Source organism: Vibrio sp. B1FLJ16 (assembly GCF_905175385.1).
Taxonomy (GTDB): domain Bacteria; phylum Pseudomonadota; class Gammaproteobacteria; order Enterobacterales; family Vibrionaceae; genus Vibrio.
This window is the reverse complement of sequence record NZ_HG992749.1, coordinates 1,715,127-1,733,402: the sequence shown is the minus strand read 5'-3', so window position 1 is coordinate 1,733,402 and position 18,276 is coordinate 1,715,127. Positions and strand designations below refer to the sequence as shown.

Sequence of the window (18,276 nt, the reverse complement as noted above, 5' to 3'; positions counted from 1 at the left end):
GTGAATTAGTGCAAGCACCGTTAACTAGGAACGATGTGGTCTGCTCACGATTACTTAACTAAGTAATGTTTGATGAACTGAGTAATTTTCACCATGTCATCAACCGCGATGTACTCTTCAGTTGTATGAACTTTTGCCATACCCGTAGAGATGTTAACCGTAGTTAAGCCTTTCTTCGCAAAGTTGTTCGCATCGCTACCACCGCCAGTGCCTGTGGTTAATGCTTCAATACCCATGTCAGCAAATGCCGCTTTGATGTCCATGACGTGCGGATTACTGTCTTCAATAACGAATGCATCGTACGCGCGGCTGGATTCGATCTCCACTTCTGCACTGTGTTTTTTCGCCACAGCTTCAAATGTCGAGATCATGTGATTAACCTGAGCTTCCAGTTTATCGCTATTTAGAGAGCGCGCTTCCGCTACGATTTTTAGCTCTGGCATAACAATGTTTGTTGCCTGACCGCCGTTTACCATGCCGATATTCGCTGTCGTTTCTTCATCGATGCGCAGTAGTTTCATCTGATTGATTGCGTCTGCTGCCACCATGATTGCACTGATGCCTTCTTCGGGAGCAAGACCAGCGTGCGCTGGACGGCCTGTAATTGTTACTTCGATTCGTTGTTGACCCGGTGCCGCTGTGACGATGGTACCGATTGGACCGCCTGTATCAAGAACGATCGCTTCTTTAGATGTTACGTGCGCCATGTCGAAACACTCAGAGCCATGCAGTCCACCTTCTTCATGAACCGTGAACGCAAGCTCTAAGGTTTTGTGCTCCAGGTTTTCTGCCTGGATGCAGCGTACCGCTTCCATGATTGCAGCGATACCGGATTTGTCGTCACCACCAAGGATGGTATTGCCTTTTGAACGAATAATGCCGTCTTCGATGATTGGCTCAATACCGATACCCGGCGTTACCGTGTCCATATGACAGCTCATTAAAATTGAGCCTTCTTTTTTGCCTTCCAGACGTGCATAAATGTTGAAACCGTTTGAAATATGCTCCGGAACAGGAAGTTTGTGAACGGTAAATCCCATCTCGCCTAGTTGCTCAACCAGAGTTTCTGCGATTTGTTTTTCATTCATCGTTTCGCTGTCTATGCGAACCAATTGGCAGAAGTGTTCAACTAGACGTTCTTGATTAATTTGTGTCATTTGGATGCCTCATTTTGCAGGGGCGAGGGCGCTAACAGTGACGCTAGTGAACGACCTCTAAACGGAACAGGGCGGTTGTTATTACACAGGAAAGGGGCACGAATACTGAGATGAATCAAAAAAATGAGCGACCTGACCCAATTATCACCAGATAGGTAAGGGACTGTTGTCAGTGTGTAGTTTGTTTAAAACAGCACCACACTGCCAATAAAAATCGCCATGGTAACAACTTGTTTACATTTTGGTGGCGTGCGTAAATATCAACATGACAATTTAAGATAATGAAATTATTAAATTTATATATATTCATGATGTTTGCATGAAAGATTTTTATTTTGCGTAACAATTATTTTACATTCAGGTATTCAAAACTCAAAAACAGAGATTTTTGTTGATGTATTCCATTTTTTCTCCGCCTGCGCCAAGTTAGAAAAATCAGTTAAGGCGGCTTAGACAGCTGCAAATAAATTAATGACGCAAGGAGAAAGTCATGGTGGATGCATACAACCCATTAGGTACAGACGGATTTGAGTTTGTTGAATACACAGCGGCAGACAGCAAGGGCATTGAACAACTGAAAGCGTTGTTTGTCTCGTTAGGCTTTGCAGAAATCGCCAAACACCGTTCTAAAGAAGCATGGCTGTATCGACAAGGTGATATCAGCTTTATTGTTAATGCTCAGCCTCATAGCCAAGCGGAGGAGTTTGCTAAAGTTCATGGTCCATCAGTGTGTGGCATGGCGTTTCGTGTGAAAGACGCAACGGTTGCGCTGGAGCATGCAATTCAAAACGGCGGTACAGAGTACAAAACCGAAATTGGTCCAATGGAACTGAGCATCCCGGCCATTTACGGCATCGGTGAGAGCCTGCTTTATTTTGTCGACCGTTACGGTAAGCAGAGTATTTATGCCGTTGATTTCCGTTTTTACGACGATGCTGACCAGCGTTTATCGAAATCTGATGTCGGCCTTTACGAGATTGACCATCTGACGCATAACGTTAAACAAGGCAACATGGACGTGTGGTCCGGTTTCTATGAGCGTATCGGTAACTTCCGTGAAATCCGTTACTTCGATATAGAAGGTAAACTGACCGGCCTTGTCAGCCGAGCAATGACGGCGCCGTGCGGCAAAATTCGTATACCTATCAATGAATCGTCTGACGACAAATCGCAAATCGAAGAGTTTATTCGCGAATACAACGGCGAAGGCATTCAGCATATCGCTTTGACAACGGATGATATCTATCAAACCGTACAGACACTGCGTGATCGCGGTATGGACTTTATGCCAACGCCGGACACCTACTACGAAAAAGTTGATGAGCGCGTGAAAGGCCATGGTGAAGACGTAAGCAAACTTCGCGACTTGCAGATCCTGATTGATGGTGCGCCGACGAAAGACGGTATCTTACTGCAAATCTTTACCCAGACTGTAATTGGCCCTGTGTTCTTCGAAATCATTCAGCGTAAAGGCAATGAAGGCTTTGGTGAAGGCAACTTTAAAGCGTTGTTTGAATCGATTGAAGAAGACCAAATCCGCCGTGGAGTACTGAGCGATGCATAAATGGATCACATTCCCTCATCGGGAGGGAGTGTGCTCTAAACAAGCACATGCTGATTTCCCGGAAGAGGCAATTTTTGAGCGAGAAGCAGGCCGGAGTGGATTCTTTGGCCCTGCGGCACACTTTCATCATCGACATGCCCCAACAGGTTGGGCTGAGTGGGAGGGTGAGTTACGCCCGCGTGCTTTTGATTTCACTTTAGTGGATAAGGCAAGCCAGATTTCGCCCTGGGCAGTACCACATTTACTGCATAACGCAGACTGTAAAATCCGTGTTTGGCGAATGGATGAAAAGATGGATTTCCTGGTAAGAAACGCTGATGGTGATGAGCTGTTGTTCATTCACCAAGGTACGGCGGATCTTTACTGTGACTACGGTCATCTGAAGGTGAGCGAAGGGGATTATGTGATGATCCCGCGTTCGACCAGTTGGCGTTTAGAGCCCAGCGAACAGATGTTTATCCTGATGATCGAAAACACCGATGCTGCCTATTCATTGCCTGAAAAAGGCATGGTGGGGAACCACGCCGTGTTTGATCCGGCCGTATTGGAAGTCCCTTCGATCAACGACGAGTTCCGCGCGCAATATTCTGAGAATCGAACTCAGGTACAGGTTAAGCGTCACGATAAAGTCAGTGTAATTACCTATCCGTTTAATCCTTTAGACGCAATTGGCTGGCATGGCGATTTAGCAGTGGTGAAGGTGAACTGGCGTGATATTCGTCCCCTTATGTCACATCGCTATCACTTACCACCGTCCGCGCATACTACATTTGTAGGAGCAGGTTTTGTGGTGTGTACCTTTGTGCCTCGTCCGATTGAGAGTGATCCCGGCGCGCTTAAGGTACCGTTCTACCATAACAATGATGATTATGATGAAGTCTTGTTCTACCACGCAGGTGACTTCTTTAGCCGCGACAATATTGAAGCGGGCATGGTGACATTCCACCCCGCCGGTTTTACTCATGGCCCACATCCTAAAGCTTTCAAAGCGGGGCGGGAGTATAAGAAGAAGTTTACTGATGAAGTAGCGGTGATGATTGATACCCGCCACGCACTTAAGTTTTCGGATGAACTGGAAAAAGTAGAAAACAAAGAATACGTCTACAGTTGGCAAGAGAAGTAGCAGCCAAGACAAGTAAGAGGCAAGGATGAAACTAGCAACTAAAAAAAAATGGAACTCGCGATGGCCTGTTGATGGTCGTGAGTAAAGACTTAACACGCTGCGTACCGGCGACAGAAGTTTTCCACCCAAGAAATTTAGCACCGACCATGCAAGTCGCACTCGATAACTGGGAAACCGTTGCGCCGCAGCTGGAAGAGCTATACACCGCGCTGAATAGTGGAACCGTCGCAGGCTTTGAAGAGTTCGAAGCGCATTATTGTGAATCACCGCTTCCTCGTGCTTATCAGTGGGCGGATGGCAGTGCGTACGTCAACCACGTAGAGCTGGTTCGCAAAGCCCGTGGCGCACAAATGCCAGAGAGTTTTTGGACCGATCCACTGATGTATCAGGGCGGGTCGGACGCTTTTATTGGTCCTTGCGATAATATTGAGTTTGCCAGTTCCGAATGGGGCATCGATTTTGAAGGTGAAGTTGCAGTGGTAACTGGTGATGTGCCAATGGGAGCAAGTATTGCTGAGGCACAAGAATCGATTCGCCTCATCATGTTGGTGAACGATGTTTCGCTGCGCGGATTAATTCCGGCCGAGTTAGCGAAAGGGTTTGGCTTCTTCCAATCTAAGCCATCTTCAGCGTTCTCTCCGGTCGCGGTCACCCCTGACGAATTAGGTGATGCATGGTACGAAAATAAAGTCCACTTGCCACTGGTTTCTACCTATAACCACAAGTCGTTTGGTTGTCCGAACGCAGGTGTGGACATGACGTTCGACTTCGCGGACTTAATTGTACATGCGACCAAAACACGTCCGTTGTCAGCAGGCGCAATCATCGGTTCAGGTACGGTGTCGAACAAGCAGGGAACCGAATACGGTACTTCGATTGAAGAAGGTGGCGTCGGTTACTCATGCATTGCTGAAGTGCGTATGATTGAAACCATTCGTGACGGTAAGCCATCGACAAACTTTATGGCGTTTGGCGACTCAATCAAGCTTGAGATGTTCGATAAAGAGGGCAACAGTATCTTTGGTGCGATCGACCAACAAGTTAGCCAGTATCTGAAGCACTAATTACAATCTCACATGGGAAATAATAGATGAGCGAATCAATCACGCTTTATGGATATTGGCGGTCTTCAGCGGCGTATCGCGTGCGTATTTGTTTGAACCTTAAAGGTCTGAAGTACGATTCCAAGTCGGTTCATTTAGTCCGCAATGGGGGAGAGCAGCATAGCGACGAGTATCATGATTTGAATGCTTCGGAACTGGTTCCTGTGCTGGTGGATGGTGAACTTCGGTTAAACCAGTCGCTGGCTATTATTCAGTATCTTGAAGAAACTTATCCGGAAGTTGCTGTGATTCCCGAGAACGCTCCACAGCGATATCAGGCACTGGCATTAGCACAGGACATTGCGATGGAGATCCATCCGCTGAACAACTTGCGTGTCTTGCAATATCTGGAAGGTGAGTTAGCATGCGATCAGGGCAGTAAAGTCGCCTGGATTCATCATTGGATTAACAAAGGTTTTTCGTCACTAGAAGAGAAACTGGCTAACCATCGTAAGGAGCATGGAGATTGCCAGTTTAGCCTGACTGATTCGCCGTCTATTGTTGATATTTGTCTGGTACCACAAGTTTACAATGCGCTGCGCTTTGGTGTCGATTTAACTCCGTATCCAGTCATTAACTCGATTGTTGAAGCGTGTTACCAACTTCCTGCTTTCATTGATGCTATGCCTGAGCATCAACCGGATGCCAATAGTTAGACCTAAGATGAGTTAGCCCGGACACAACCTGTCGGTATCAACATACGATAAATTTGGATACGGCAGGGTGTGATCTGACGGGCTGTCCTAACTCGCTCCGGTCTAATATTTTTCTTAGAAAAATAGTCTTTGATAAAAGAATTTTGCGAAGGCAGCTTCAAGTCAATTAAAGTTTTGTTTAGTGCACGCAACGAGATTAGGGTGAATTAAAGACGACTTTTAGCAAGTAGCTCGTTCACTTTCCCTTTCGCGGTTTTGCTCACGGTTTGCATAAACTGAAAGCTTGGCGTGACTATTCCGGATTGCTCTAACTCCTCCACCATTCGAATCCAAAGTTTGGCTGTCATTTGTGCGTCAGCTAATGCCCGGTGAAAAACACCATTGTTTTCGATATTTTTGTAGCGAACAAGCTCACCTAGTTTGTGGGACGGAGCGTCCTGAATTAGCCGTCTGGCTACTAATAAAGAGCAAGCAAACTCTCCTGAATAACCACAGTTAATTCTTTCAAGTTCAGCGTCCAGAAATCGTTTATCGAACGAAGCGTTGTGCGCGATAAGATTCTCACCGGCAATAAACTCACTAAATGATGCCATCACCTCGTCGCAGCTTGGTGCTGTACGCAGCATGTTATTAGTGATGCCGGTATAACCTTCGATGAATGAACTCACTCTGAAGCCTGGATTCATTAGTTGCTGAAAACTATCTACAATCTCACCATCGACTAACTTAACTGCACCAATCTCAATTGCCCTATCTCCAAGGTTGGGAGAGAGGCCAGTGGTTTCAAAGTCGAGTACGACGACAGAGTTAGCTTGAGGCATAAGGTTTTCCAACTAAAAAATAATGTGCAAGAGTATCACCGAAAGCGATAGAAAAAAAAGCGGTGACTCTCCCTTAAAATTGCGTTGTTACGACAGGAGAGCCTAATCAAACTCTTCTCACTGTAAACATAAAGCTAAGCACACAAATCTGAGTCGATAAGTTGCTCTGGTTGGCGTTTCCATTTACGCTTTGAGCAACTTGTTGTTTTAGGCCCACTTTATCTATGACCAACATCTTTATCATCGTTGCTCTTTTAGTTGTCTTTTTCTTAATTATTCAAAAGTATGTACTCAAGCAGGACGATACTCGTGACTATCCGTATCGCTCTAAAGGTGCGTTGCTAAAAGGGCAAGAGGGGGCTGTTTTTAATGCGTTAAGGGCTGCAGTCGGAGATCATGCCGTCGTATTTGCCAAAGTGAATATGTCCAGTTTGGTGGCACCGAAGGAAATTAAAAACAAGAAGCAGCTGTTTGTCGCTAGTAACCGTATTTCAAAAAGCTATTTTGACTATGTTATATGTGACCCGCGTACATTAGAGCCACGGGTGATACTCGAACTGGATGACGGAAAGCCGCTTAATAAAGGCAAGGCAGAAAGGCAGAAGCTGCTTATTCATGTGTGTAAAACTGCCAACTTGCCATTAATTGGTACCTCAATAAAACACAGTTACCAAGTGGGTCGTTTGCGGCGTTTGCTAGCTGCGCACTTAGATTTGATAGAACCGGAGAAAGAGGTTCGTTTTTGTAAAAAATGTGGCAGCCCCATGATAATCAAAACCGCCAATCAAGGTGAGTTTAAAGGGCGACGCTTTTTCACCTGTAGTCGTCAGCCAAACTGTACCTACACTGAGAACTACAACGTGGTGTTTGACGTCGAAGGCGAGTAGCAAACATATAAAATTTCGAAAGGCTTTGGCTTGCATGAGTCAAAGCCTTTTTTAACGCTTGTAATTAGTTGCGGCGCTATCACACCTATACTTTAAGAAACTTTAATAAAGTGGGTACGTGCTATGCGATATGGATGGATGCTTTCTCTGCTGCTCGCATCAAACGCGAATGCGTCACCGAACCTGAAACCATTGGAATGTCAGCTTAATGACTCGCCTCAAGATCATTTTTTGTTTTACCGTGAACAGATGGTTTATCACAGCGAGCAGTTTGTTATCTTTCAAAATTTTAAAGGACGGGTAAGTACTCAGGTAGATTTAAAAACCGGGGAGCTGGTTCGTACTACCTATATTGGCGAACCGTTTGAGCCTAAATATCAAATCCTTTTCGGTTCTTGTCCGGATGTTTCCTACACTTTGCAGATCTGGATGTTGAGTGATGTTCCTTTCGATGAGTAAGCGCGAAAGGAACGTCACTCAGATCACATTCTTAAAGCGTTAGCAGGTGGATTTCGCTGATAAAATCACCGGAAAACGAGTGTTGAGTTTACATTTTCAGCAAACGATTCAAAGTTAGCGAATTTATACTTGCACCCTAGAAGGCTTATAGCTAATATCCTTGTCGTTCCAGAGAAATGCGTCCGTAGCTCAGCTGGTTAGAGTATCGCCTTGACATGGCGGGGGTCGGTGGTTCGAGTCCACTCGGACGCACCATTCTGAATTGAATGGTACTGGAAACAAAAATTTGGGTCCGTAGCTCAGTTGGTTAGAGTACTACCTTGACATGGTAGGGGTCGGCGATTCGAGTTCGCCCGGACCCACCAAATTTTGTTCTTCATGAACGCACAAAGCCCGCTTTTTAGCGGGCTTTGTTGTATCTGAGTTTCAAACATCTCTTTTTCGCTTGTCTACTTTACGCGCATTAATCGGTGTTGAACGTCGTCTAGGTCAAACTCAAGTATTTGAGAGCGCTCCATGGTTTCAACTTGTTGAAGCATAGCCGTGTTGTAGCCTTTGCGTTTCATCCATTGCAAAGGGGCAGAAAATGAATCCTCATTGACGATAAAAGATTCGCCCTTTTGCGGACCTCCATAAACGTTAACGACCCAAATCCGAGATTGAAAGTCCAAAACTTCACTCAATGTGTTTTGTATTTTTTTCAGTAAGTTTGCCATCAAATGATCCCCGTTTAACTGGGGCGCAACTATATCATTTATTTGACCTCATTCGTTACTTTTTGCTTTGATGACTTGTTTGGCAATCTGATCCAGATGGCTGTCCCAAGTGCCGCAGCAGCCACCCCAAATGTCCATGTGCGGGTAACGTTTAGCAAGGTCGCCACACTGCTCGCCTAATTCTACCGGATCACCGTCTTCTAGGTGTCCGAGTTTACACAGTGCTATTTTTTCCATTTTGGACGCGTTTGGTCTGACGCCCCTAATCCGATGAATCCACTCTCTATCTTCAATCGCAGGTTCGTATTCCACTGGGTGAGAGCAGTTGATCAAATAAAACTCGGCTGCGTTATCTGTTTCGCGATCAATGGTTGTGATGGCTTCGGCTAAGCTTGGTCCGGAATTCAGTTTGGAAGTACTATCTAATGTGAGTGAAATGGCAAGTGGTACGCCTAATTTCTGCGCGGCTCGGACGACGCCGATGGACTCCGGGATGTTGTTGAAGGTTATGGCCAACGCCAAATCGACGTCTGCTTTTTTCAAGGTTTCGAGTTGAACCGAGTGATAGTCTTCGGCTTCATTCTCTGTGATCTTATGATTGGTTGAGTATGCATCACCACGGGGGCCAATCAGTCCTTGATATAAAATTTCGGGGATATCAGCAGTGTACTCTTTTGCGACCTCACGCAAGAACTCAATACATTGAATATTTGCATCAGCCAGGCTTTGTGGGGAGTAACCTAATAATTTTCCCCAATCAGGACTGGCACGATAGTCAAGCCCACCCATGAGAGCACACATGTTGTGTTTAGCCGCGACGTCCAGATAATTGCGAAACATCTCTTGCATCTTTTCAACAGCGGCAGGGTTGTCGAGTAGGGGGTACATAGCAAACTGAGGTAACTCAAAACCATATTTGTACATGAGTTCTGTTTCTGTGCCACCCTCAGTCAGATAGAATCGTCCATCTTGTTGAGTGGGAAAGGATTTTTGCATGACCATGTCGGACCTCCATCTTATCAAGATGAGAAATACATTCTTTGTAGTTTAGGAATAAATAGTCATTAGTGGTAACTGTAGTGATTATTTTGTCATTAATGGTTTGTGGCATGGTTTTTCCAAAGCGTCATAACGTATCTACGATAAACTGAGTCATGTTTGAAAGTGCTCATACATCTGGATTCGTAATGGTAGGTTTATCTCTGCCCAATCCATATGGTGTCGTTGCAATAATTGTGTGTATTTTGTGGTGCAACTATGTGCCTGTTTGCACCAAGCTAGAATAAATGGAAGTCGATATGAATAACAAAGGACTAGTAAAAGCTAATCGTGAGCAAATAAAGGAAAAAATTCTTCAAGCCGCAATTACTGAGTTCAGTCTGCACGGTTTTGTTGGTGCTTCAACCCAAGGAATAGCGCTTCGGGCAGGGATGAAAAAATCTCAGCTTCACTATTACATTGATGATAAGGAGGCCCTTTATTATCAAGTACTTGAGACGATATTTAACACTTGGGATGCGCTGTTTGAATACAACCCAGAGCAGGGCGATACACCGGAAGAGACACTCAGCCAATACATCAGTCAGAAGTTTGATTTTGCAGTCACTTACCCGGAATTATCGCGTGTATTTACCATGGAAGTGATGGGCGGGGGACGTTATCTGGAAACGTATTGGGATCGTACAGTGAGCAGCGCGCTAATTAGAGCTGATATCATAGATTTATGGGTTAAGGGCAATAAAATCAGGGATTTAGACGGGCGACTTTTGCTCATGAATATTTGGGCGATGACACAACATTACGCTGACTACGCTCTACAGGTAGAGAAAATACTTAAAAAACCGATCACCGACCCAGAGGTACAAGAAGAAATTAAGCAGGAATTAATAACATTTGTACTAAATGGCATTTCTTTAACTAATTGAATTTAATAAGTATCTCTAAATCTCTATATTCCATTTACTACTTAAAAACGTTAACGGTTTGTTGCTAAGAAACTGTAGGTGGCATTGTTCATGCATTGATTTGACCGATCGGACAAACTGGTTGGTTAAAGAATGGTTGCGAAAGAAAAATTTGAAGTAGTTGTTATTGATAAGCGCGAAATTGCAGATGATGTAGTGTGCCTGACGTTAGCGTTAGAGAATGGAGGGAAGCTGCCGCCGTTTGATGCGGGCTCTCATATAGAGTTGAAGTTAACCGATACGATGACTCGCGTTTATTCGCTCTGTAGTGATCCTGACGAACGTTCAATATATCGAATTTCGGTGAAACGAGAGTTGGTAAGCAGAGGTGGCTCGGATTTTATCCATGACCATCTCCGCCAAGGCGATAAAGTCACGATATCGCAACCGAAGAACTATTTCTCCCTAAATGAAGAAGCTGATCAAGTATTGTTAGTTGGCGGCGGGATTGGTATTACACCTTTGTTAAGTATGGCCTATGTGCTTAAGCGTAAAAACATTCCGTTTAGTGTTATATTTTGCTCTTCACGTTATTCAAAACCTCTTTTTGAAACTGAGTTAGAGAACCTTGGCGCCGACTTACATTTCATGAATCAGGGTAAAGATAGTTTGTGTTTAGAGCATTTTATTTCTCATCATAACAATAAGTTAGACATCTACTGCTGTGGGCCGAATGAGTTTATGGAACACATACGTCAGATAAGTGGTGTTGAGGACGAGCGCTGGCACCAGGAGAGCTTTACACCAACTAATGAAACTGTCGTTGACAGCGCGGTAACGCTAACGCTTTCAGAGAGCAATAAAGTAATTAAACTGCCTTCCGGCGGTAGCATGATAGATGCGATACGCTTGGCAGGAATCCCCGTCGATACAGTATGCGAACAAGGGGTCTGTGGCAGTTGCGTTGTCTCCTGGCGTGATGGAGAGCCCATTCACAACGACGAATGCATGACTGATGAAGAGCGCAGCGAATATGTAGCACTGTGTTGTGCAGGTTGCAGTTCCAAGTCACTGACATTGGAGATCTAGCCATGACTTACTGGATGAACAATGTAATTTTACCCAAGTGGTTATCTGGTCGCGCGAAGTCAGAACGTGTATCCGTTGCTATTGAAGATGGCCTTGTCACCGCCATTGTTCGTACAGATGACTTGTTAGTTAATGAGCATGATCCGGTTTGGGAAGGCGATGGCAAGCTCGTTATCTCTGGGCTTTGCGAAATGCACACGCATTTAGATAAGACCTACACCCGTCACCGATTAGGCGATATTAAGCCTGGTCTATTAAATGCGATTCAGGCGATGGATACCGACAAACGTAACTGGAATGGTGTGGACCTGTTACCGCGTATGCAGCAAGCATTAGAACGAGCCTATATCAATGGCGTAACTAAAATGAGAACGCACATTGACTGGTTCGATTTAACGCAGCCTTTGGCATGGCAAATCCTTGATGATTTATCGACGCAATGGCGCAACAAGATTGAGATTGAGCGCGTTGCTTTGATACCTCTGCCAACGTTTGAGAATGTTGATATTGCGATGACCATTGCAGCGTTAATTAAACAGAGTCAAAACAGCTTGTTAGGTGCTTTTATCCATTCAAGTAATTTTAGCCCAAGTGCGATGTCAAACTTACTGGCAATAGCGAATGAATTTGAGCTCGATTTAGATCTACACATTAATGAAGAATTACACAGTGCAGATGGTCTGGTTTGGTTAGCGGAGTATCTCAACAATCACTCATTCAATCAGAAAATTACCTGTGGTCATGCGTGCGGTTTACACGCCCTAAATAGTGATGAAGTCGAATATATTCTTTCTACCTTCGCAAAGCACAAAGTGACAATTGTTGCGCTACCGACGACGAACTTGTTACTTCAGGATGCAGTGACTGATGCAACACCTAGTCACCGAGGTATTACCTTAGTCAAAGAAGCATTAAACAGCGGTGTGGATGTGATGTTCTCCAGTGACAACGTAGCGGACGCGTTTTGTCCATACGGAGATTACAATCCAGTATCAGTGTTAAAGCTTGCTTGTATTACCTCTCAGCTAGATAACCCTTTTGAAGATTGGTCCCAGGCGATCAGCACAATCAAACCGCTTTCAGGTTCTCCACATTCAGTTTTGATCGGACAGCCAGCAGACTTTGTCGTGTTCGACCATGGCAATGTTCACATTTGGCCCGAACATCAGCATGTGCAGATTATGAGAAAAGGACAGTGGTTAAAGAGTGATTAAAGCAATTAAAACAAGTAGAAAATTAGGACAGATAAATGGAAAAAGCAGTGACAGATGGTGCGCCGCTCGCAAGGTACGCTTCGTTTCGCAGAGTCGGTGATCTGATTTATTTTTCTGGTGTCATCGCGGTAAACCCAGAAGAGAGAAAGATCGTCAAAGGGTTTGAAGACATTCCATACCACGCCGCTCAGATGCTTGGACAAACAGGGGAGTTTTCAAGCGATATCAAGAAAGGGCCGATTCTGGCGCAAAGTTGGTATGTGCTTAACGCGATCAAAAACATGATCGAATCCCAGGGCGGGACAATGAATGATGTGTTCAAGTTAGTTCAGTACTTCAAAAACTTAGATCACTTTCCATATTACAGTGAAGTTCGTAAACAATTTTTCCCTGATGAGTCGCCGGTCTCAACCATTGTTGAAGTCAGTGCCATGTTGCCGACCGAAGATATTTTGATTGAAGTCGAAGCGACTGCGTATTTGCCACTGAATTAATAAAGCATCAATTTTAAAAGGACTTAATTATGCTACATGGATATACACCCGCAGACCGTTTTCTTCCTTACCTTACCTGGACTGACATTGATGCCATCGAAGACAAAGAAAATACCGTAATCGTATTGCCCGTTGGCGCGATAGAGCAACACGGTCCACACCTTCCTTGCTCTGTTGATGCGACAGTCGCTGCGGGTGTGGCTGGTAAAGCGTTGAGCTTGTTGCCAGATAACGTATCGGCATATGGACTCGCACCAATTGTATATGGCAAGTCTGATGAGCATCTCCATTTTCCCGGTACGATTACGCTAACTGGTGAGCTTCTGCTTCACACTATTACTGAAATCGGTGAGTCAGTGTATCGCGCAGGGTTTCGTAAGCTTGTCATGATTAATGCTCACGGGGGACAGCCGCAACCTTTGGAAATGGCAGCGAGAGAACTGCGTCTTCGCCATGGAGATTACATGGTGGTCCCACGTTCGGCTTGGAGTGTGCCTCACGACAACAGTGAGTTTAGTGAGCAGGAAAAACAGTTAGCTATGCACGCAGGACATGGTGAAACTGCGATTATGATGGCACTGCTTGGTGAACATGTTCACATGGACAGAGCCGAATCTCACTACCCACAACCCTTCCCATGCCCGACATTAACGACGGGTCGCCCTGCTGCAGCTTGGGCAAGCTTTGATTTTGGTCCGACAGGCGTTATTGGCGATCCGACCCAAGCTACGTTGGAGCTTGGAAAGAAGCTGCTTGAACAGTTAGGTACGCAATGGGCGAATGCCATTACCGAAGTTCATCAGGCGCAATGGATAAAACGCTCGGAACCTTCCTGGGGGAAAGGGCATTACAACGGCTTTATTCAACGCCATCTCTAACGGAACTCTAGATAAACCGAAACTATAACGACAACTTAAACATCATAAAGTCAGAAATAAGAAGGAAGCAACATGGAAGTTAAAAACGTACTTAATCGCTCTTTACTTGCTGTTTTGGTCGCTGGATCTATGTCATCGGCCGCGTTTGCAAAAGAGACACCATTTACCTTAATAACAAACTGGTATGCACAAGCTGAACATGGTGGTTTTTATCAGGCCAAAGAGCAGGGTTTGTACAAACAAAAAGGGTTAGATGTCACGATCAAGATGGGTGGCCCGCAGGTCAACAACACACAGTTGCTGGTGGCAGGTAAAGCCGACTGTATTATCACTGATGATATTGGCGTGATGATGTCGCAGATACGTGGACTGCCTGTTCAACTTGTCGGCACCAGTTTCCAGTATGACCCTACGGTAGTTATTACTCACAGCGACGTCAATGCGCTTGGAGAACTAAAAGATCATACCGTTCTTATTTCGACGGCGGCACACTCAAGCTGGTGGCCATGGGCGAAGAAAAAATACGGTTTTACTGATGAAATGACGCGTCCATACACCTTTAATGTTCAGCCATTCGTTATGGATAACAAGGTTGCTCAGCAGGGTTATATGACTTCAGAACCATTTGCCCTGCAAAAGACCGGAGTTGGATTTAACGTTTATTCTATTGGTCAGGAAGGCTACCCACCTTACGGCAACTCTGTAGCGTGCCGTCAAAATGTCATTGATGAGAATCCAGAAGTAGTGAAGGCGTTCCTATCGGCTTCGATGAATGGCTGGAAAAACTACCTCGCAGACCCAAGCCTCGGTAACAAAGCAATTCAGCAAGCCAACCCAAGTATGGCGGACGATCAAATCGCATACTCTGTCGAAAAACTTCGCGCATCAGGCATCATTACTGGCGGTGATGCTCAGACTAAAGGCATTGGTATCATCACCCCAGAGCGTATGAAAAAGACCTGGCAGATGGCGGTTAATAACGGCTTGTTCAAAGCAGAAGAGGTTGATCTTAATAAAGTTTACACCACAGAGTTCATCAATGACGTGAAGGTGACGCCATGAGTTTAGCCGTTATTAAAAATAACAGCGAACAGGAGCTCAATGCAAACCACACCGAAGAACCGATAGCAGCAGTTGAGCTGCTATCGACCGAGAAGGTTTACAGCAATGGAACACGGGCATTATTGCCCGTGGACCTGAAAGTAAGGCAGGGTGAGTTTGTCACCTTGCTGGGTCCTTCTGGTTGTGGCAAGAGTACGCTGTTAAAAATGGTAGCAGGGCTGGAAGAACCTTCAGACGGACGTTTGCTGTTGTGGCGTAAACCGGTTGATAAACTGGCAGCCCAGAATCGTTCGCTGTCGTTTGTTTTTCAGGAAGCATCTCTGATGGTCTGGTCGAGTGTGCGTAAAAACGTGCAACTCGCACTTGATCTAGAGGGGATAAAAGGTGAAGAAGCTGATAGGAGAGTCGATCAGGCATTAGAGCTGGTTGGCTTATCTAAGTTTGCTGATGCGCTGCCTAAAGAGTTGTCGGGCGGGATGCAAATGCGCGTTTCTATCGCGCGAGGCTTAGTTGTTAACCCAGACTTACTCTTGATGGACGAACCATTTGGTGCTCTTGACGAAATTACTCGTTTTAAACTCGATAGTGAGCTACTTCAGTTGTGGCGTGAGAATGGCCTCACAGTGATGTTTGTGACCCATTCAATACATGAAGCAGTGTTCCTGTCACAACGTGTTGTCGTCATGGCAGCAAGACCCGGGCGAATCATCGAGGAAGTTATAATTGATGAGCCTTTCCCTCGCTCAGAAGACTTCCGTTTAACTAAGAAGTTCTCAGAATATTCGATGAAGTTGCATCGATTACTAACGAAGGCTTCGGTCGAGGAGGTGATATGAGCAGTGCCGTAAAAGAATCTATCTGGCCACTGATGAAGCATGAGAAGTTTCGCAAGGTAGCCTTCCCAACGTTGGTAACCATGGTGCTTTTAACTGTTTGGCAGTTAACCACCGATATCGCGCAAATTCCTGAGTACATTCTACCTTCGCCAATCAGAACCCTGGAAGCGATGTGGCAGGATTGGGCGCTACTTGGACCTTCGTTGCTTTATACGTTGAAGATCACTGCGTTGTCATTTGCATTAGCCATTGCTATTGGTGTTGTGGTGGCGTTCTTCTTTGTTCAAAGTCGCTTTATAGAGAACGCATTTTTTCCTTATGCGGTTTTGCTACAAGTGACGCCAATAGTCGCGATCGCACCGCTTATTATTATCTGGATTAACAATACCACCGCTGCGCTGGTCGTTTGCTCAACGCTTGTAGCAGTGTTTCCGATCATTTCTAACACCACATTGGGATTAAGAAGTGTCTCTCCCAACTTACTGGCGTACTTTAAACTGAGAAATGCCTCAAGAATACAAGTGCTGCTGCGTTTGAGAATTCCCTCGTCAATGCCGTATTTCTTTGCGGCGCTGAAAATTGCTTGTGGCTTATCACTTGTTGGTGCCGTAGTTGCAGAGTTTGTTGCAGGTACCGGTGGCGCGAACACAGGTTTGGCGTATCAAATCTTACAAGCTGGTTATCAGCTTAATATCCCACGGATGTTTGCCGCTCTTGCGCTGATTTCATGGACTGGTGTTGCACTGTTTGTTGCGATGTCACTTTTAACCAAAGTGTTTATCGGCCATTGGCACGAGAGTGAAGTCCATTAAACGGAATTGTAAACGGATTAGGAAAGAGAAATATGGATACCAAACAAAGTAGTCTACAGGTGATGAACCAACTGGCTCACCTGGAATGGGTTAAAGTGCCCATTCACGTTAAACGATTATCAAAAGATTTTCATTGGTTCAGCCCTGTCTTAACAGAGCAGTTAGCCGGAAAGGTGGCTGATGTCATTGTAAAACCCAAGTCACTGGAAGAACTGAAAGAGCTCATCAGTAAATGTGTCGAGCTTGATGCTCCTGTCACGGTTCGAGGTGGCGGTACAGGCAACTATGGTCAATCAGTGCCATTGTGCGGCGGAATCGTGATTGACATGACTAAGTATGCTTCACTTGTAAATTTTGATGAAGGTGTTGCGACGGTTGAGCCCGGCCTTAAAATATCCGAACTCGAAGGCAAAGCTAAAGAACATGGCTACGAAATGCGCTGTATGCCATCAACCTACAAGATGGCGACGGTAGGCGGACTGTTTTCCGGTGGGTTTGGTGGCGTTGGCTCCATCAATTACGGTCCGTTGGCTGCAAGTGGCACCATACTCGGAATCAAAGTATTGACCATAGAGCCTGAGCCGAAAATCATCGAACTCAGTGGCGCGGAGATTTTAAACTATCATCACACTTATGGTACCAATGGCATCGTTGTCGAGCTGGAAATTGCCTTAGCACCTAAGCGCCATTGGGACGAATATATGCTGGCGTTCTCTACTTTGGAATCTGCATATCAGGCAGCTTACTCATTGGCCTACAGCTCAGGTATTGATAAGCGCAATGTCGCGCTATTTAGCTATGACAGCGCGAAGTATCTGCCGAATGGCGAGCAGTTAAACTCTGGCGAGTACTTGGTCATCGCGATAGTAGCGAATAATGGACGAAAATCCCTCCAAGGCTTGTTGAAAGATCATGGCGGACGAATTGCCTGGAATCAACAATACACCGAGATGACTGAACAATCAGAAACCATGATTGAAAGTTGCTGGAACCATTCTACTCTCCATGCATTAAAGCACGACAAGTCGTTAACCTACCTTCAAGCGAATTATGATGTGACCAGAGTAGTCGATCAGCTGAAGGAGATTGAATCTCATGCTCGTGGGGAAGTAACCATCCACCTTGAGTTTATTTTGAACGCGATGAAGGAGCCTATGGTCGCAGGACTTCCTCTGATTCAATATTCCACACCAGAGAGGTTAGAAGCGCTTATAGACCTGCACCGCCACTGCGGGATCTCAATTAATAACCCACATGTGTTTACTCTAGAGGATGGAAAACATGCGGGTTTATTGAGTGAAGATATCCTTAAAAGTAAGCGAGAGAACGATCCTAAAGGGTTACTTAACCGGGGAAAGATTCGCTCCTTAGCTGATGTGCTATAAACCCAGGCATCTTGAGGTTATTTGGGTATATACCCAAATAACCTCAAGATGCCTGGGTTCAGCGAGAATGACTTGGTTCACAGACGCGCCAACGATTTGAAGATCTAGTGGTTCTA

18 protein-coding genes, 2 tRNA genes and 1 pseudogene are annotated in these 18,276 nt (G+C 45.3%); 17 read left to right on the top strand and 4 right to left on the bottom strand.

The genetic code is table 11. The features are described 5' to 3' along the window. Positions 1-50: 50 nt before the first annotated feature. The gene (locus KHN79_RS07855; RefSeq protein WP_182007670.1) at positions 51-1,157 is read right to left on the bottom strand and encodes a M20/M25/M40 family metallo-hydrolase; all 1,107 of its coding nucleotides are present in this window, start codon (positions 1,155-1,157) and stop codon (positions 51-53) included. Between the two features lie 490 nt (positions 1,158-1,647). On the opposite strand from KHN79_RS07855, the gene hppD reads away from it, so the two are divergent. From hppD to maiA, 4 genes and pseudogenes are all read left to right on the top strand, one after another. Next, positions 1,648-2,721 carry a 4-hydroxyphenylpyruvate dioxygenase gene (hppD, locus tag KHN79_RS07850; RefSeq protein ID WP_182007671.1) on the top strand — a complete coding sequence of 358 codons (1,074 nt, stop codon included), beginning with the start codon at positions 1,648-1,650 and terminating at the stop codon, positions 2,719-2,721. Beyond that, positions 2,714-3,844, top strand: a complete 1,131-nt coding sequence (locus tag KHN79_RS07845; protein ID WP_182007672.1) for a homogentisate 1,2-dioxygenase — start codon at positions 2,714-2,716, stop codon at positions 3,842-3,844. Before hppD ends, KHN79_RS07845 begins: the two co-directional genes overlap by 8 nt. Before the next feature lie 25 nt (positions 3,845-3,869). Then, positions 3,870-4,908, top strand: a pseudogene (locus KHN79_RS07840) (fumarylacetoacetate hydrolase family protein). Positions 4,909-4,934: 26 nt separating this feature from the next. Then, entirely contained in the window at positions 4,935-5,603 is a 669-nt protein-coding gene (gene maiA / locus KHN79_RS07835) for a maleylacetoacetate isomerase (RefSeq protein ID WP_182007674.1), read from the top strand. A gap of 206 nt (positions 5,604-5,809) precedes the next feature. On the opposite strand, the gene KHN79_RS07830 is transcribed toward maiA, so the two are convergent. Then, complete coding sequence (locus KHN79_RS07830) at positions 5,810-6,424, bottom strand: 3'-5' exonuclease (RefSeq protein ID WP_182007675.1); 615 nt, start codon at positions 6,422-6,424, stop codon at positions 5,810-5,812. Positions 6,425-6,648: 224 nt separating this feature from the next. Between KHN79_RS07830 and KHN79_RS07825 the strand changes: the two genes are divergently transcribed. From KHN79_RS07825 to KHN79_RS07810, 4 genes are all read left to right on the top strand, one after another. After that, positions 6,649-7,311, top strand: coding sequence for a DUF2726 domain-containing protein (locus KHN79_RS07825; protein ID WP_182007676.1), 663 nt, complete (start codon positions 6,649-6,651; stop codon positions 7,309-7,311). A gap of 123 nt (positions 7,312-7,434) precedes the next feature. After that, a complete protein-coding gene (locus KHN79_RS07820; protein WP_182007677.1) occupies positions 7,435-7,770 on the top strand; it encodes a hypothetical protein in 336 nt (111 codons plus the stop codon). A 178-nt stretch (positions 7,771-7,948) separates the two neighbouring features. Next, positions 7,949-8,025, top strand: a tRNA-Val gene (locus KHN79_RS07815). Positions 8,026-8,058: 33 nt separating this feature from the next. Continuing rightward, a tRNA-Val gene (locus tag KHN79_RS07810) sits at positions 8,059-8,135 on the top strand. Positions 8,136-8,219: 84 nt separating this feature from the next. Here KHN79_RS07810 and KHN79_RS07805 read toward each other — a convergent pair. Beyond that, a complete protein-coding gene (locus KHN79_RS07805; RefSeq protein WP_182007678.1) occupies positions 8,220-8,486 on the bottom strand; it encodes a hypothetical protein in 267 nt (88 codons plus the stop codon). 48 nt (positions 8,487-8,534) lie between these two features. Continuing rightward, positions 8,535-9,488, bottom strand: coding sequence for a homocysteine S-methyltransferase family protein (locus KHN79_RS07800; RefSeq protein WP_182007679.1), 954 nt, complete (start codon positions 9,486-9,488; stop codon positions 8,535-8,537). 296 nt (positions 9,489-9,784) lie between these two features. Between KHN79_RS07800 and KHN79_RS07795 the strand changes: the two genes are divergently transcribed. The 9 genes from KHN79_RS07795 to KHN79_RS07755 all read left to right on the top strand — a co-directional run bounded on the left by KHN79_RS07795 (position 9,785) and on the right by KHN79_RS07755 (position 18,160). Then, a complete protein-coding gene (locus KHN79_RS07795; protein WP_182007680.1) occupies positions 9,785-10,411 on the top strand; it encodes a TetR family transcriptional regulator C-terminal domain-containing protein in 627 nt (208 codons plus the stop codon). 132 nt (positions 10,412-10,543) lie between these two features. Beyond that, on the top strand, positions 10,544-11,479 hold the full coding sequence (locus tag KHN79_RS07790) for a PDR/VanB family oxidoreductase (protein WP_182007681.1): 936 nt from the start codon (positions 10,544-10,546) through the stop codon (positions 11,477-11,479). Between the two features lie 2 nt (positions 11,480-11,481). Continuing rightward, positions 11,482-12,693: an amidohydrolase family protein gene (locus KHN79_RS07785; RefSeq protein WP_182007682.1), complete on the top strand. Its 1,212-nt coding sequence runs from the start codon at positions 11,482-11,484 to the stop codon at positions 12,691-12,693. 35 nt (positions 12,694-12,728) lie between these two features. Continuing rightward, on the top strand, positions 12,729-13,187 hold the full coding sequence (locus tag KHN79_RS07780) for a RidA family protein (RefSeq protein WP_182007683.1): 459 nt from the start codon (positions 12,729-12,731) through the stop codon (positions 13,185-13,187). Positions 13,188-13,216: 29 nt separating this feature from the next. Continuing rightward, positions 13,217-14,065, top strand: a complete 849-nt coding sequence (locus KHN79_RS07775) for a creatininase family protein (RefSeq protein WP_182007684.1) — start codon at positions 13,217-13,219, stop codon at positions 14,063-14,065. A gap of 72 nt (positions 14,066-14,137) precedes the next feature. Further along, positions 14,138-15,127: an ABC transporter substrate-binding protein gene (locus KHN79_RS07770; protein ID WP_182007685.1), complete on the top strand. Its 990-nt coding sequence runs from the start codon at positions 14,138-14,140 to the stop codon at positions 15,125-15,127. Then, the gene (locus KHN79_RS07765) at positions 15,124-15,963 is read left to right on the top strand and encodes an ABC transporter ATP-binding protein (protein WP_182007686.1); all 840 of its coding nucleotides are present in this window, start codon (positions 15,124-15,126) and stop codon (positions 15,961-15,963) included. The genes KHN79_RS07770 and KHN79_RS07765 overlap by 4 nt, the downstream gene beginning before the upstream one ends. Further along, on the top strand, positions 15,960-16,775 hold the full coding sequence (locus KHN79_RS07760; RefSeq protein WP_182007687.1) for an ABC transporter permease: 816 nt from the start codon (positions 15,960-15,962) through the stop codon (positions 16,773-16,775). The genes KHN79_RS07765 and KHN79_RS07760 overlap by 4 nt, the downstream gene beginning before the upstream one ends. Before the next feature lie 32 nt (positions 16,776-16,807). Beyond that, positions 16,808-18,160 carry an FAD-binding oxidoreductase gene (locus KHN79_RS07755; RefSeq protein WP_182007688.1) on the top strand — a complete coding sequence of 451 codons (1,353 nt, stop codon included), beginning with the start codon at positions 16,808-16,810 and terminating at the stop codon, positions 18,158-18,160. The last annotated feature ends 116 nt before the right edge of the window (positions 18,161-18,276 follow it).